Raw genomic sequence first — 14,515 nt, 5'->3', positions numbered from 1 at the left:
GCTGGGTACGCTTGGACCCGATGTCGAAGGCCCCTGCAACCCGCCCCGAGCGCGTCCTGTTCGTGCACGCCCACCCGGACGACGAGACGCTCTCGTCCGGTGGGACGATCGCCACCCTGCTCGAGCTCGGCGCCGAGGTGACGGTGCTCACCGCGACCCGGGGTGAGCGCGGGGAGATGCTGACCCCCGAGCTCGGGCCGCTCTTCGGCGACGGCCCCCGGGTCGCCGCACACCGCGAGACCGAGATCGCCGGTGCCCTCGCCGCACTCGGCGGTCCCGCGCACCTCTGGCTCGGCGGCCCCGGTGCACGGCCGACGGACCTGCCCGAGCGCCGCTACACCGACTCCGGCATGCAGTGGGGCCCCGACGGTCGCGCGGTCGCCGCGGGGGACGCCCCGGCCGACTCGCTCACCGCGGCCGACCTCGGTGAGGTCGTCGACGACATCCGCGCCGCGATCCGTTCCACCGGCGCCGACGCGGTGGTGAGCTACGCCGACGACGGCGGCTACGGTCACCCGGACCACGTCCGCGTCCACCACGCGGCGCGGTACGCCGCACGCGCCGAGGAACTCCCGTTCTCGATGATCGTCGACCCCGAGTCCGGGCAGGCCGACCTGACCGTGGACGTCCTCCCCGTGCGGGCGAAGGTCCGGGCGGCCGTCGAGCAGTACCGCTCCCAGGTGACCGTCGACCCCGTCGATCCCCGTGACCCCACCGCGCTGTCGTGGGTGATGCCGCACGGCGAACGGCAGCACGCCCGGGCGACCGAGGCGTTCCGGCACGACGTCGACCGGGTCCCCGAGGCGCCGCAGACCTTCGCCGAGTTCTCGCGGCAGGGCAAGGTCACCGCGGTCGTGGTCGCCCTCGTCCTCGGACTCGTCGCCGGGGGACTCGGCACCGTCACGCACCAGCAGGCCCTCGGGGGGTTCGCGGTCGGGATCGTGCTCACCTCGCTCATCGTGGTCGGGCTGACGGTCGGCATCCGGCTGCTGTACCGGTCGCGGGCGATGGTCGCCGCGGTCGGCATCGGGATCATCGCCGCGACGCAGGTCCTGACGTCGGTGGCCGGGCAGAGCTCCCCGCTCGTGCTCGCGAACGTCGCCGGCTACGTGTGGACGTTCGGCCCCGCGGCCGTCACCGCGCTCGTGCTCGCCTGGCCGGACCTGTCCGGGATCCGGGCGGCCGCCGCACGGTCCGGTGGCGCGGACCGCTCTTGACGGTCCGGCGCGGAGTGGTGCGGACGGGCCGGCGCGGTCCTGACGGTCCGGCGCGGTGTGGACCGGTCCTGCGGTCCGGCGGAGTGCGGACCTCGCGGTCCGGCGGAGTGCGGACCTCGCCGTCCGGCGGTCAGGTGCGGCCGGGCCGCGCGGGTAGACTCGATCTGCTCAGTCCGAAGGGAGCACCCCAACCGTGACGTACGTGATCGCCCAGCCCTGTGTCGACGTCAAGGACCGCGCCTGCATCGACGAATGCCCGGTCGACTGCATCTACGAGGGTGACCGGTCCCTGTACATCCACCCCGACGAGTGCGTCGACTGCGGTGCGTGCGAGCCGGTCTGCCCGGTCGAGGCGATCTACTACGAGGACGACCTCCCCGAGGAGTGGGCCGACTACTACAAGGCCAACGTCGAGTTCTTCGAAGAGGTCGGTTCCCCCGGCGGTGCCGCGAAGGTCGGCGTGATCCACAAGGACCACCCGGTCGTCATGGCCGAGCCGCCCCGCGGCTGACCCGGAGCCGGACCGTGGCGCTCGACCTCCCCGACTTCCCCTGGGACCAGCTCGTCCCGTTCAAGCAGCAGGCCGCGGCGGTCGAGGGCGGCATCGTCGACCTCAGCGTCGGCTCGCCCGTCGACCCGACCCCCGCCGTCGTCCGCACGGCGCTGGCAGAGGCGACCGACGCGCACGCCTACCCGCAGGTCGCCGGGACGCCGGCCCTGCGCGAGGCGATCGCCGACTGGTACGGCCGTCGGCAGGGCGTCACGCTGACGCCCGACCAGGTGCTGCCGACGATCGGCTCGAAGGAGTTCATCGCCGGGCTCGCGCTCTGGCTCGGCATCGGCCGCGGTGACACGGTCGTGTTCCCGGCCGCGGCGTACCCGACGTACGAGCTCGGTGCGGCCCTGGTCGGCGCGGACGCCCTCGCCTCGGACGACCCGGCGGCGTGGCCGTCCACCACGAAGCTCGTCTGGCTGAACTCGCCGGGCAACCCGGACGGCCGCGTCCTGTCGATCGACGAGCTGCGTGCCGCGGTCGAGCGGGCGCGGGAACTCGGCGCGGTCATCGTCGGCGACGAGTGCTACGCCGAACTCGGGTGGGAGCCGCCGTACGACGCCGCCCCCACGCCGACGATCCTCGACCCCCGGGTGGTGGGGGACTCCGTCGACGGCGTGCTCAGCGTCTACTCGCTGTCGAAGCAGTCGAACCTCGCCGGGTACCGGGCGGCCTTCGTCGCGGGCGACGCGCGGGTCCTCGCCGAGGTGCTCGCGGTCCGCAAGCACACCGGCATGATGCCGCCGCTCCCGGTGCAGGAAGCGATGATCGTCGCCCTCGCCGACGAGACCCACGTGCAGGCGCAGAAGGCGCTGTACCGCGCCCGACGGAACATGCTCCGACGGGCACTCGAAGGCGCCGGCTTCCGGATCGACCACAGCGATGCGGGTCTCTACCTCTGGGCGACCCGGGGCGAACCCGCACTCGACACCGTCGCCTGGCTGGCCGAGCGCGGGATCCTCGTCGCACCGGGCACGTTCTACGGATCGGCGGGCGCGGAGCACGTCCGCGTGGCCCTCACCGCGACCGACGAACGCATCGCCGCAGCCGCGCAGCGCCTGGCGAGCTCGCGGCGTCTGGCATCCGCCTGAGCCTTTCGCGTTCCGCGCAATCCGTGGTTCCCACCAAGTCCTGAGGCTCGATGTGTGCACGACCGACAGTGGGCGCGATTAGGCTGTCATCGTGACTGACACTGCCAATGACGCTCAGAAGACGGCCACACCGCCCACCACGCCCGTCCCCGTGAGTCCCGCCGCCGAGCAGGCCACGGCGACCGCGACGCTGACGTACCCGGGTGGCACGGCGGAGTTCCCGATCCTGCCGAGCGTCGACGGTGCGTCCGCCATCGACATCTCGACGTTCAAGAAGCAGACCGGGATGAACACGCTCGACTACGGGTTCGTGAACACCGGGTCGACGAAGAGCGCCATCACCTACATCGACGGCGACCAGGGGATCCTGCGGTACCGCGGCTACCCGATCGACCAGGTCGCGTCGAACCTGACCTTCCTCGAGGTGGCCTGGCTCCTCATCTACGGCGAGCTCCCGACCGAGTCCGAGCTCGCGTCCTTCGACGCCCGGATCCGTCGGCACACGCTGCTGCACGAGGACCTCCGTCGTCTGTTCGACGCCCTGCCGCACTCGGCGCACCCGATGTCGGTCCTCTCGAGCGCGGTCAGCGCCCTGTCGACGTACTACGAGGACGACATGGACGTCGACGACCCCGAGAAGGTCGAGCTCCAGACCGTCCGGCTCCTCGCGAAGCTGCCGGTGATCGCCGCGTACGCGCACAAGAAGTCCATCGGCCAGGCGTTCCTGTACCCGGACAACTCGCTGTCGTTCGTCGACAACTTCCTGCGCCTCAACTTCGGCACCATGGCCGAGACCTACCAGCCGAACCCGGTGCTGTCGAAGGCCCTCGAGCGGCTCCTCATCCTGCACGAGGACCACGAGCAGAACGCCTCGACGGCCACGGTCCGGATGGTCGGCTCGACGAAGGCGAACATGTTCGCCTCGATCTCCGCCGGCATCAACGCCCTGTACGGCCCCCTGCACGGCGGCGCGAACGAGGCCGTCCTCGAGATGCTCCAGCAGATCAAGGACTCGGGCGAGCCCGTGACCCGCTTCGTCGAGCGGGTGAAGAACAAGGAGCGCGGTGTGAAGCTCATGGGCTTCGGGCACCGCGTCTACAAGAACTACGACCCGCGCGCGAAGCTCGTGAAGGAGTCCGCGCACGAGGTGCTCGAGGCGCTGGGCGTGCAGGACGACCTGCTCGACATCGCCATGGAGCTCGAGGGCATCGCGCTCGAGGACGAGTACTTCGTCAGCCGCAAGCTCTACCCGAACGTCGACTTCTACACCGGCATCATCTACAAGGCGATGGGCTTCCCGCCGCGGATGTTCACGGTGCTGTTCGCCATCGGGCGTCTGCCGGGGTGGATCGCGCAGTGGCGCGAGCTGAACAACGACCCGCTGAACAAGATCGGGCGCCCGCAGCAGCTCTACGTGGGGCACGCCGAGCGGGACCTCCCGGCGCGCTGACGCCGCGCGCGCTTCGAACCACGGAAGCGACGTCGAACCAGTCTCGTCGGCTGGTTCGATGTCGCTTTCGTGGTTCTGCGAGACGGTCACCGGGACGGCTGGCCGGCTCCACCGCCCGCCCACGCCGCTCAGGCGCCGGCGACGCGCGCCGCCCACGCCGAGACGAGGTCGAGCGCCCGGTCCGAGTCCGGCGACCCCGGTCGGTTGAGGAACGCGTGCCGCGCTGCCGCGAGCACGTGCCGTTCGACGTCGACGCCGGCGACCCGGAGCTCGGCGGCGAACCGGTCGCCCGACGCCCGCATCGTGTCGTGCTCGGCGTCCACCATGAGCGTGCGCGGCATGCCCGACGGGTCCGTCCCGCCGGGGAACGCGGTGTCGCCGTCGCCCGCGCGTCCGACGTGGTTCCGGTTCGCCAGGTCGAGCAGCACCGGGTGGTGGGTCACGCGGCGGTGCCCGCGCACCGACCGCAGCACCGCCGGGTCGCGGGGCGTCCTGGCGTGGAAGAACCCGTACGCGAGGACGAGGCCGTCCGGACGCCGATCCTCCGACAGCGCCAGGGTGACCGCCGCGGCGAGGCACGCTCCGGCGCTCGCACCGCCGAGGAGCACCGGGCCGTCGGCCGCCGCACGCACCTCGGCGAGCACGGCCCGGACGTCGTCGTTCGGTACCGGGTGGTGTCGTCGACCGCGGGCGCCGCGTCGTCCGACGAACGGGAGCCCGGGCAGGGGAGCGAGACGGTAGTCGACCGTGACGACGTCGAGCCCGCGGTCGGCGAGGGCACCGGCGACCGCGTGCGCCTCCGGCAGGTCGAGGTCACCGCGGAAGAACCCGCCGCCGTGCAGCCACACGAGGGTCGTGCCCCGAGCGGCCTCCGTACGAGCCGCGTACCGGCGGACCGGCACCGGGCCGTGCGGCCCCCCGACCACCCCCACGGCCGACGACCGGCTAGGCGTGCAGCGCGGTGTTGAGCTGGATGCCCTGCCCCTGCCGCTGCAGGGCCTCGACCGCGCCGGTCAGCGAGTTGCGGCGGAACAGGATGTTCGGCGTGCCCGAGAGCTCGGCGGCCTTGACCGTCCGGGGCGTCCCGTCGGGGTTCGGTGCCGCCCCGACGAGCACGACCTTCGTGCCGGCCGTCACGTACAGGCCCGCCTCGATCACGGAGTCGTCGCCGAGCGAGATGCCGAGCCCGGCGTTCGCCCCGAGCAGCGCCCGCTCGCCGAGGGACACACGGTGGGTGCCGCCGCCGGACAGCGTGCCCATGATGGACGCGCCGCCGCCGATGTCCGTGCCGTGGCCGACGACGACGCCCTGGGAGACGCGTCCCTCGATCATGGCGTCGCCGAGCGTGCCGGCGTTGAAGTTCACGAAGCCCTCGTGCATGACCGTGGTGCCGGGGGCGAGGTGCGCGCCCAGACGGACCCGGTTGGCGTCGCCGATGCGCACGCGGTCGGGCACGACGTAGTCGACCAGCCGGGGGAACTTGTCGATGGCGTGCACGGCGATCCCGGCGCGCTGCAGGCCGGGGCGCAGCCGCGTCAGGTCGTCGGGGTGCACCGGTCCGGCGTTCGTCCAGGCGACGATCGGCAGGTGCGCGAAGACGCCGTCGAGGTTGACCTCGTTCGGGCGGACGTGCAGGTGGCTGAGCAGGTGCAGGCGCAGGTAGGCGTCGGGCGTGCTGGCGGGGGCCGCGTCGATCGTGACCTCGGTCGTGACCGCCTCGATCGTGACGACACGGCGCGGGTCGTCGCCGACGTGCGCCCGCAGCTCGGCGGGGAACGCGGCGTCGGCGGGGAGTGCGCCGAGGTGGGTCTCGGGGTACCAGGTGTCGAGCGTCGTGCCGTCGGCGGCGATCGTCGCGAGGCCGTGGCCCCAGGCGTGGGTCGGGCGGTCGGTGGCAGCGGTCGTGTCGGTCACCGCACCAGGGTACCCAGCGGTCGGTGGCGACCACCCGTCCGTCCGGACGGGTCCGACGGACGCGCACCGCGCCTCCCGGCATGGAGGCGCGGCACCTGTGGACAGAGCACGAACCGTCCACAGGTGGTCACCTCGACGGCCCCTGCAAGGGTCGGCCGGTAGGCTTCCCGCATGCCGGAGCCGCTCGACCTCACCGCCTCGTCCATCGACATCACCCGTGCCATCTGCGACATCGAGTCGGTGTCCGGCAACGAGGGACCGCTCGCCGACGCGATCGAGGCCGCCCTGGCGCCGCTGCCACACCTCGAGGTGATCCGAGACGGCGACGCGATCGTGGCGCGCACGATCCTCGGCCGCGACCGCCGGGTCGTCATCGCGGGGCACATCGACACCGTCCCGCTCAACGCGAACCTGCCGACCGAGTTCCGCACCGCCGATGACGGGACCGAGATCCTGTGGGGCCGCGGCACGGTCGACATGAAGGCCGGGTGCGCGGTGCAGCTCAAGCTCGCGTACGACCTCGCCGAACCGAACGTCGACGTCACGTGGGTGTTCTACGACCACGAAGAGGTCAGCGACGCCCTGAACGGGCTCGGTCGCCTGGCCCGGACCCGCCCCGAGCTCCTCGCGGGGGACTTCGCGATCCTCGGCGAGCCCTCCGGCGCGCAGATCGAGGGCGGCTGCAACGGCAACCTCCGGGCCGAGGTCCGTGCCTTCGGCAAGCGGTCGCACAGTGCCCGGAGCTGGATCGGCGACAACGCGATCCACAAGGCCGCACCGATCCTCGCCACCCTCGCCGCGTACGAGCCGCGCACGGTCACGGTCGACGGGCTCGACTACCGCGAGGGGCTCAACGCCGTCGGCATCACGGGCGGCATCGCCGGCAACGTCATCCCGGACGAGGTCATGGTGCACGTCAACTACCGCTTCGCACCGTCGCGCACCGCCGACGAGGCCGTCGCCCACGTCCGTGAGCTGTTCGACGGCTACGACGTGCAGATCGTCGACCTCGCGGCCGGGGCCCGGCCGGGGCTCGACGCTCCGCTGGCGCAGGACTTTGTCGCGGCCGTCGGGGGTCCGGCACCCCGTCCGAAGTACGGCTGGACCGACGTCGCCCGGTTCTCGGCGCTCGGCGTCCCCGCGGTCAACTACGGCCCCGGCGAGCCGGTCTGGGCCCACCACGACGACGAGCAGGTCCCCGTCGACCAGATCACCTCGGTCGAGCACGGTCTGCGTCGGTGGCTGACGGCCTGACGACGGCCGGGTCGACCCGGCTGAGCCCTGCCCGCGCCCGGTGGAACGCCCGCTACCGGGTGGTGCCGTGGTGGGTGCGGATCACGGTCGTCTACGTGCTCGCGCGGGTCGTGACGGGCGTGATGCTCGCCGCGTTCGCGAGCGTGCAGGCCGCGAACTCGTTCACGGTGCAGCACCCGGGCCTGCTGTCGTTCTCGTCGATCTGGGACGGTGCCTGGTACCGGGTGATCGCCGCGTCCGGGTACCCGTCGACGCTGCCGGTGGACACCGCTGGGCACGTGACCGAGAACGCGTGGGCGTTCATGCCCGCCTACCCGTTCCTCGTCCGTGGCCTGATGGACGTCACGGGTGCGTCGTTCGAGTTCGTCGCGGTGTCGGTGTCGCTGCTGTTCGGCTGGGGCGCGGCACTGGTGTTCCGACGGCTGCTGGGGCGGTTCCTCGACCCGGCGCGGGCGACCTTCGCGACGGTGCTGTTCGCCGTCGCCCCCGTCTCCGCGATGTTCCAGGTGGCCTACGCCGAGTCGATGGGCCTGTTCCTGCTCCTCGTCGCCCTGCTGCTCATGGTGGACCGCCGCTGGTGGTCGATGCTGCCGGTCGTGTTGCTGCTCGGCATGACCCGGCCGACCGGGCTCGCGTTCGCGTTGCTGATCGCGCTGTTCCTCGTGGCCTGGGCGGTCCGGCCGGCCTGGGTCCGGGCGTCCGCACCGCTCACGGTGCGCCAGCTCGTACCGCCCGCCGTGGTCGCCGTGGTGTCCGGGCTCGTCGGCCTGGCGTGGCCGGCGATCGCCTGGGCGGTCACCGGGGTGCCGCGGGCGTACACCGACACCGAGCTGGCCTGGCGGTCGTCCTACATCGGGTGGAAGGAACTCGTCCCGTTCGCACCCTGGGTGCAGGGCTTCGGGTGGTGGTTCGGGCAGCCGGCCGGCGCGGTCCTGCTCGCCGTGGTGGTCGTCGGGTTCGCGGTGTTCGTCGCCCTGCCGGGTGCCAGGCGGATCGGGCTGGAGCTGCGCCTGTGGGGCGTCGCCTACCTCGTGTACCTGCTGGCGGTGTTCTTCCCGCAGTCGAGCACCTGGCGCATCTTGCTGCCGATCGCTCCGCTGCTCGGGATCGTGGCGCTGCCCCGGTCGCGGGTCTACCGGGTGGCGGTCGTGGTCGTGTGCATCGCGCTGCAGTGGGTGTGGATGTACTTCTGCTGGTGGATCGACGGCTACGACTGGACCCCGCCGTGATCGGCGTCGACCCCGCCGTGATCGACGTCGACCTCGCGCTCCTCGGCGCCGCGTTCCACCGCCTCGGGGTCCGCTGACGCCGCAGCGTGGATCATCGCGTTCGCGGTGGCGATGAACGGCACCGCGAAGAACGCCCCGACGACGCCGGCGATGGTCGTGCCCGCGGTGACGCCGAGCACGACGCCGAGCGGGTGCACGCGGACCGCCGACCCGGTGAGGAACGGGTGCAGGACGTGGCTCTCGAGCTGCTGCACGGCGATCACGATGCCGAGCATGATCAACGCCGGGACCCAGCCGTTGAACACGAGGGCGATGACGACCGCCACGACCCCGGCGACGATGGCGCCGACGACCGGGACGAACGCGCCGAAGAACACGATGACGCCGATCGGGATCGCGAGCGGCACCTGCAGCGCGAGGGCGCCGATCACGATGCCGAGCGCGTCCGTGACCGCGACGACGAGCTGGACCCGGATGAAGCTCGTCAGGGTCTTCCACCCGGCCTGTCCGGCGACGTCGATCCGACCGCGCGCCCGGCGGGGGAAGAGCCGCACCACCCACGACCAGATCCGCGGCCCGTCGACGAGCACGAAGATCGTCGTGAACACCACGATGAAGAGGCCCTCGAGCACGTGCACGAGCCCGCTCCCCGCCTCCGCCGCGCCCGAGGCGATCGACGACGCGTGCGACTGCAGGAACTTCGTCCCGTCCGACAACCACTTCGTCACCTGCGAGGCGGTGATCCCGAACGGCTCGGTGGCGAGCAGGGACTGCAGCGACTGCACGTTGTGGTCGAGGCGGTGCTCGAGCATCGGCAGGTCGTATCGGATCTGCGCGGTGACGACGAGGGCGAGCACGCCGATGACGATCACCACCGCGAGGAAGCAGGACAGCACCGCGAGCCACTTCGGCCACCGGTGTCGCTGCAGGAACCGCGAGAACGGCGCGAGCAGGGCGCACACGATGAGACCGATGAGGAACGGCACCACGATGTCCTGCAGCAGGATGACCAGGGCCACGACGACGGCGAGGGCCCCGACGACGACGATCAGTCGCCACGAGAAGGCCCCGGCGACGCGCATGCCCGCTGGGACGGCCTCGACGGCGGGGTCGAGCGGTTGACGGCGCTTGGAGCGGATGTACGGCACACGCCAAGGTGACCACTCGGAACCGCGAGAACGTCGCGATCCGCGGCCCCCAACCTGGGCGGTTTCGCAGTTCCCCCATCGATACGAGATAATGGGGGTGCATGTACTGCACGAAAGGGGACATCTGATGGCAGCCATGAAGCCGAGGACCGGTGACGGGCCGATGGAGGCTGTTAAGGAGGGTCGACTCATCATCGTGCGGGTTCCGCTCGAAGGTGGAGGCCGCCTGGTCGTCTCGGTCAACGATGCCGAGGCCAAGGAACTCCACGACGCACTCGCCGAGGTCGTCTCGGCCTAGTACGTCGACGCACCAGAACGGAGGGCCCGGAGCGCGTACGCTCCGGGCCCTCCGTCCGTCCCCGCACCGCGCGCGTCTGCCCCGCACAGGGCGGATGTCGGCGCGGCAGGGCAAGATGGCGGCGTGCCGAGGACCCACCTGCCGATCCGTCGCGTCGAGGAGTTCCGCGACCCGCACCCGATGCCACGCGACGTCTGGCCCGCCACGCTCGCCCCGGTCCGGCAGCTCCTCGACGAGGGGCTCGACCTCGACCCGGTCACGGTCTTCGTCGGCGAGAACGGTGTCGGCAAGTCCACCATCGTCGAGGCCATCGCGCTGCAGTTCGGCATGGGACCCGAGGGCGGCGGCACGGGGTCACGGCACGCGACCCGTCCGTCCGAGTCGGACCTGTGCGAGCACATCGCCATCCGACGCGACTTCGGCGCCCCGCGCGGCGGGTTCTTCCTGCGGGCGGAGACCATGCACGGCTTCTTCACCTACCTCGAGGAGCACCCGAACCACGCCCGACCCGAACCGGTCTTCCACGAGCGCAGCCACGGCGAGTCGTTCCTCGACTTCGTGATCGACCGCGCGCGGTGGCCCGGCCTGTGGATCCTCGACGAGCCCGAGTCCGCGCTGTCGTTCTCCGGCTGCCTGGCGCTGATCGGCCTGCTGCAGTCCATCGTCGAGAGCGGTGTCGGACAGGTGCTCATGTCGACGCACTCACCGGTGCTCGCGGCCTTCCCCGGTGCGACGATCCACGAGGTCGGCGAGTGGGGGCTCCGACGGACCGAGTGGGCCGACCTCGACCTGGTCCGGCACCAACGGTCGTTCCTCGAGTCCCCGGAGCGCTACCTGCGCCACCTCGGGAACGACGACCCCGGCCGAGACGACACCGACTAGGCGGAGACCTTCGTCATCTGCAGCAGCCCGTCGCCGGCCGGCGACAGTGCGCTGATGACCGCACCCGACGTCGAGACCTCGGTGAGCAGCAGGCGGAAGTCGGTGGTCGCCCGGTCCCGCTTCACGGGATCGGCGACGCGGCCGCGCCACAGGGCGTGCGGCACGAGGACGGTCCCGCCGAGGCGCGCCAGCCGCAGGCCGTGCTCGACGTACTCGATGACGTGCTCCGGGTCGGCGTCGACGAGGACGACGTCGTAGGACGCCTCGTTCATGCGCGGCAGCACCTGGTTCGCGCGACCCGGGATGAGCCGGATGCGTGCGGGTGCGGTGCCGGCGGCGATGAACGCGTCACGGGCGTACTGCTGGTGGTCGACCTCGACGTCGATCGTGGTGAGCGTCGCGGACGGTGCGCCCCCGAGCAGGTACAGCCCGGACACCCCGAGTCCGGTCCCGATCTCGATCATGCTCGTGGCGCGCGAGGCGGCCGCGACGACCCCGATCTGTGCGCCGATGGCGGGGGAGATCGCCTCGACCCCGAGTTCGAGGGAGTGCTCCCGCGCTCGGGCGATCACCTCGGACTCCGAGACGATGTCCTCGGCGAACTTCCAGTTCGACTCTTTCTCTGACACGCACACTCCGTTCGGGTGACAACTCTACGGGTGCTGCGCGGTGCGGACGGGTTACGCTCGTACCGTGTTCGACGGCTTCGAGAAGTTCCTGGTGATCGGGATCATCGGCGTCCTCCTGCTCGGTCCGCAGCGGCTGCCGCAGTACGCACAGAAGCTCGCCGAGTTCGTCAAGGCCGTCCGCCGCTTCGCCGACACCGCGAAGGACCGGATGCGCGAGGAGATGGGCCCGGAGTTCGACGAGGTCGACTGGCAGAAGCTGGACCCCCGGCAGTACGACCCGCGACGCATCATCCGTGACGCGCTGCTCGACTCCGGCAGCAGCGTGGCCGCCGTGCAGACGGCGCAGGTGACCGCCTCCAAGGTCCGTGCGACGGCACCCGTGGTGCCGCTCGCCGTCGGCGAGGCAGCACCGTTCGACGCCGAGGCGACCTGACGCCGGATCACGTGACCGTGTGACGGCCAGGAGGCGCGGTGCCAGCCGGCACCGCGCCTCCTGTCCGTCAGATGGCCGCGTCTACCGCAGGTCGGCCAGGAACCGGTCCGTCCAGGCGAGCGCCGGTGCGCTCGGCACCGAGCTGCAGGTCGACATCGCCGTCGTGGAGGAGCACGGGGTGTCCCGGTCGAGCGACCAGAAGTGGATGCCTGCGAGACCGTTCGCCTTCGCGTAGGCGGTCAGTGTGTCGACGTCGGCGAGGGTGAACACCTCGTCCGAGGCGTCGTTCACACCGATCATCGGGGTGACCTCGATCTTCGACGGCGCGATGCCGTAGGTGTGCTCGAGGTTCGTGACGGCCTGGATCGAGGACTTGCCCATCTCGCAGGTCGACCCGGAGAGGACGCAGTTCGCGGTCGTCGCGCGGCCGAAGTCCATCGTCATGAGGTTGACGGTGTAGTTCGTCAGGCTCGACGCCTTGATGGCCTTGACCGTCGCGTCCCCGGTGCTGTTCAGGCCGCCGAAGCTGCCGTCGCTGGCAGCCAGGGTCGCGAGGGTGAACGAGAAGCGCATGCCCGGGTACTTCGACTGTGCGAGCGCCGCGGCGTTCACGAGGTTCTGCACGTCGGCGGCGGACTGCCCGCTCTCGATGTCGAAGTCGACGCCGATCATGTGCGGGGTGGCGTAGCGCGCGATGAAGCTCTGCAGCGCCGTACCGGAGCACTTGAACGACCCCGCCGCGCCGCCGGTGCTCACGATGTAGTTCACCCCGGCGGCGTCGAGCTTCGGGATGTTGGCGCTCGCGAAGGCGTCCGCGGCGACCCCGCCCCAGTTCTCGCTGCCGCAGGTGCCGGTCGCGAAGGCGAGGGTGATCGCCCCGAGCCCGGGCTCACGGGTGGACACGAGACTGTTCGACGACCCGACGACGGGGATCCGTGATCCGGTGACCGCGGTGTTCATCACGTTGGTGTTCCAGTCGAGGTTCACGGTGACGTCCTTGTAGGGGCTGAAGACCAGGCCCTTCGCCGTCCCGCCCGAGCCGCCCGTGCCCGTGCCCCCGCCGGTACCCCCGCCCGTGCCGGTCCCGCCGCCACCCGTGCCCCCGCCGGTACCCGTGCCGCTGCACGAGCCGGTCGAGGTCCACGGCTGGCCGCTCCCCGTCGCCCCGGAGTGGGTCGCCGGCTCGTCGCCCTGCGTCCACCAGTTCGCGGTGTAGTTCGTGCCGTTCTCGCTCGCCGTCGCCCCGCCGGTGTAGGCGGTGCCGGCGTTCCACGCGGTCGCGCACGCCGCGGTGGCGGCCATGGCGGGACCCGCGGCGACGGAGCCGCCCGCGAGTGCCGCCGCGATCGCCGCGACGAGTCCGATCCTGAGCCTGGTCTTGCTGTTCACACGGTTCTCCTGTCCTCGGCCGGCGTCGTTGCCGGACACGGGTGGAGCTCCTGCAGACCGAGATTCCGCAGGAGCATTGTGGAATACCCCTGCATAATGCTCCGCGGTGGAACGACCTGTCCATGAACGGACGTACAGCCGAGCGGTCTCCGGACTGTTCGGCTGTGGTCCGCCCGCTCAGTCCCTGGTGGCGACGATCGTGAAGGTCGTGGGGAGCCGGTCCCGGTCCTCGCCGGGCCACGCCCACGAGCCGTCGCCGGTGTCGACCATGCGCGGGCTGAACCGCCACGGCAGGGTGCGGCCTTCGTCGAGTCGTCGGAGTCGGAGCCCGGCACCGAGCATGGCGTTCACGATCTCGGACAACGGGTGCGGCCACTCGTACGTCCGGGTGTTCGCCACCGTGCCCTCGCCGGCGTAGGTGCCGGCGTCGTCCCACTGCTGTGCCGAGCCGTCCGCGAAGTACCGGTAGCGGGTGACGAGCCCGTCGGCGTCCTCGTCGAGCGCGTACAGGGCGGGGTGGCCGTCGCGGATGAAGAACACGCCGCCCGGCCGGAGGAGCGCCGCGACCTGGGCCGCCCAGCGGTCCAGGTCGTCGAGCCAGCAGATCGTGCCGATGCTCGTGTAGACGACGTCGAAGTCGCCGACCACCGCAGCTCGGGCGTCGAGGACGTCCGTCTCGACCCAGGTGACGTCGAGGCCGAGGCGTGCCGACAGCCCGGCGGCCGAGGCGAGCGCCGCGGGGGAGAAGTCCACGCCGGTGACCCGCGCACCCTGGCGTGCGAGCGAGACCGTGTCGGTGCCGATGTGGCACTGCAGGTGGCAGAGGTCGAGGCCGACGAGGGAACCCTCCGGCAGCCAGGGGCGGAGCGCCGGCAGGTCGTCGCGGACCACGGTCGAGCGGTGGTCCGGGTCGGTCAGGGCGTCGATCTCGTAGGCGCCCTCGTGGATGGGCACCCGGTCGTCCCAGTTCGCGCGGTTGGTGTCGCGGGCCTGCTCCCAGTCGACGCTGACGTGATCAGTGCTCATGC

Annotated in this window: 15 protein-coding genes; 9 read left to right on the top strand and 6 right to left on the bottom strand. The window is 71.6% G+C overall.

What is annotated here, in order from left to right:
* Window positions 1-20: 20 nt before the first annotated feature.
* From ACQXVK_RS01435 to ACQXVK_RS01420, 4 genes are all read left to right on the top strand, one after another.
* Window positions 21-1,217, top strand: coding sequence for a PIG-L family deacetylase (locus tag ACQXVK_RS01435; RefSeq protein ID WP_430852434.1), 1,197 nt, complete (start codon window positions 21-23; stop codon window positions 1,215-1,217).
* A gap of 193 nt (window positions 1,218-1,410) precedes the next feature.
* A complete protein-coding gene (gene fdxA, locus ACQXVK_RS01430) occupies window positions 1,411-1,728 on the top strand; it encodes a ferredoxin (protein ID WP_022908292.1) in 318 nt (105 codons plus the stop codon).
* Between the two features lie 14 nt (window positions 1,729-1,742).
* Window positions 1,743-2,861, top strand: coding sequence for a succinyldiaminopimelate transaminase (gene dapC, locus ACQXVK_RS01425; RefSeq protein ID WP_430852433.1), 1,119 nt, complete (start codon window positions 1,743-1,745; stop codon window positions 2,859-2,861).
* Window positions 2,862-3,012: 151 nt separating this feature from the next.
* Window positions 3,013-4,311 carry a citrate synthase gene (locus ACQXVK_RS01420; protein WP_022908294.1) on the top strand — a complete coding sequence of 433 codons (1,299 nt, stop codon included), beginning with the start codon at window positions 3,013-3,015 and terminating at the stop codon, window positions 4,309-4,311.
* A gap of 128 nt (window positions 4,312-4,439) precedes the next feature.
* On the opposite strand, the gene ACQXVK_RS01415 is transcribed toward ACQXVK_RS01420, so the two are convergent.
* Complete coding sequence (locus tag ACQXVK_RS01415; RefSeq protein WP_430852432.1) at window positions 4,440-5,243, bottom strand: alpha/beta hydrolase; 804 nt, start codon at window positions 5,241-5,243, stop codon at window positions 4,440-4,442.
* A gap of 13 nt (window positions 5,244-5,256) precedes the next feature.
* Entirely contained in the window at window positions 5,257-6,225 is a 969-nt protein-coding gene (dapD, locus tag ACQXVK_RS01410) for a 2,3,4,5-tetrahydropyridine-2,6-dicarboxylate N-succinyltransferase (RefSeq protein WP_430852431.1), read from the bottom strand.
* Between the two features lie 171 nt (window positions 6,226-6,396).
* On the opposite strand from dapD, the gene dapE reads away from it, so the two are divergent.
* Window positions 6,397-7,479 carry a succinyl-diaminopimelate desuccinylase gene (dapE, locus tag ACQXVK_RS01405; RefSeq protein ID WP_430852430.1) on the top strand — a complete coding sequence of 361 codons (1,083 nt, stop codon included), beginning with the start codon at window positions 6,397-6,399 and terminating at the stop codon, window positions 7,477-7,479.
* The gene (locus ACQXVK_RS01400; RefSeq protein WP_430852429.1) at window positions 7,464-8,708 is read left to right on the top strand and encodes a hypothetical protein; all 1,245 of its coding nucleotides are present in this window, start codon (window positions 7,464-7,466) and stop codon (window positions 8,706-8,708) included. The genes dapE and ACQXVK_RS01400 overlap by 16 nt, the downstream gene beginning before the upstream one ends.
* On the opposite strand, the gene ACQXVK_RS01395 is transcribed toward ACQXVK_RS01400, so the two are convergent.
* Window positions 8,687-9,856, bottom strand: a complete 1,170-nt coding sequence (locus ACQXVK_RS01395; protein WP_430852428.1) for an AI-2E family transporter — start codon at window positions 9,854-9,856, stop codon at window positions 8,687-8,689. The genes ACQXVK_RS01400 and ACQXVK_RS01395 overlap by 22 nt on opposite strands.
* 127 nt (window positions 9,857-9,983) lie before the next feature.
* On the opposite strand from ACQXVK_RS01395, the gene ACQXVK_RS01390 reads away from it, so the two are divergent.
* Window positions 9,984-10,154: a DUF3117 domain-containing protein gene (locus tag ACQXVK_RS01390; RefSeq protein ID WP_017887054.1), complete on the top strand. Its 171-nt coding sequence runs from the start codon at window positions 9,984-9,986 to the stop codon at window positions 10,152-10,154.
* A 123-nt stretch (window positions 10,155-10,277) separates the two neighbouring features.
* On the top strand, window positions 10,278-11,036 hold the full coding sequence (locus ACQXVK_RS01385; protein ID WP_430852427.1) for an AAA family ATPase: 759 nt from the start codon (window positions 10,278-10,280) through the stop codon (window positions 11,034-11,036).
* On the opposite strand, the gene ACQXVK_RS01380 is transcribed toward ACQXVK_RS01385, so the two are convergent.
* Window positions 11,033-11,665 carry an O-methyltransferase gene (locus ACQXVK_RS01380; protein ID WP_022906172.1) on the bottom strand — a complete coding sequence of 211 codons (633 nt, stop codon included), beginning with the start codon at window positions 11,663-11,665 and terminating at the stop codon, window positions 11,033-11,035. The genes ACQXVK_RS01385 and ACQXVK_RS01380 overlap by 4 nt on opposite strands.
* A 64-nt stretch (window positions 11,666-11,729) precedes the next feature.
* Here ACQXVK_RS01380 and ACQXVK_RS01375 point away from each other — a divergent pair, with 64 nt between their 5' ends.
* On the top strand, window positions 11,730-12,098 hold the full coding sequence (locus ACQXVK_RS01375) for a twin-arginine translocase TatA/TatE family subunit (RefSeq protein WP_022906173.1): 369 nt from the start codon (window positions 11,730-11,732) through the stop codon (window positions 12,096-12,098).
* A gap of 81 nt (window positions 12,099-12,179) precedes the next feature.
* On the opposite strand, the gene ACQXVK_RS01370 is transcribed toward ACQXVK_RS01375, so the two are convergent.
* Together ACQXVK_RS01370 and ACQXVK_RS01365 are read right to left on the bottom strand one after the other, a co-directional pair.
* Complete coding sequence (locus ACQXVK_RS01370; RefSeq protein ID WP_430852426.1) at window positions 12,180-13,526, bottom strand: carbohydrate-binding protein; 1,347 nt, start codon at window positions 13,524-13,526, stop codon at window positions 12,180-12,182.
* Window positions 13,527-13,664: 138 nt separating this feature from the next.
* A complete protein-coding gene (locus tag ACQXVK_RS01365; RefSeq protein ID WP_430852425.1) occupies window positions 13,665-14,513 on the bottom strand; it encodes a class I SAM-dependent methyltransferase in 849 nt (282 codons plus the stop codon).
* Window positions 14,514-14,515: the final 2 nt, after the last annotated feature.

The sequence above is a fragment of the Curtobacterium sp. AB451 genome, from assembly GCF_050585845.1.
In the GTDB taxonomy this organism is placed as follows: domain Bacteria; phylum Actinomycetota; class Actinomycetes; order Actinomycetales; family Microbacteriaceae; genus Curtobacterium.
Note: the sequence above shows the minus strand (reverse complement) of the source record. Positions and strands in the feature narration are given on the sequence as shown.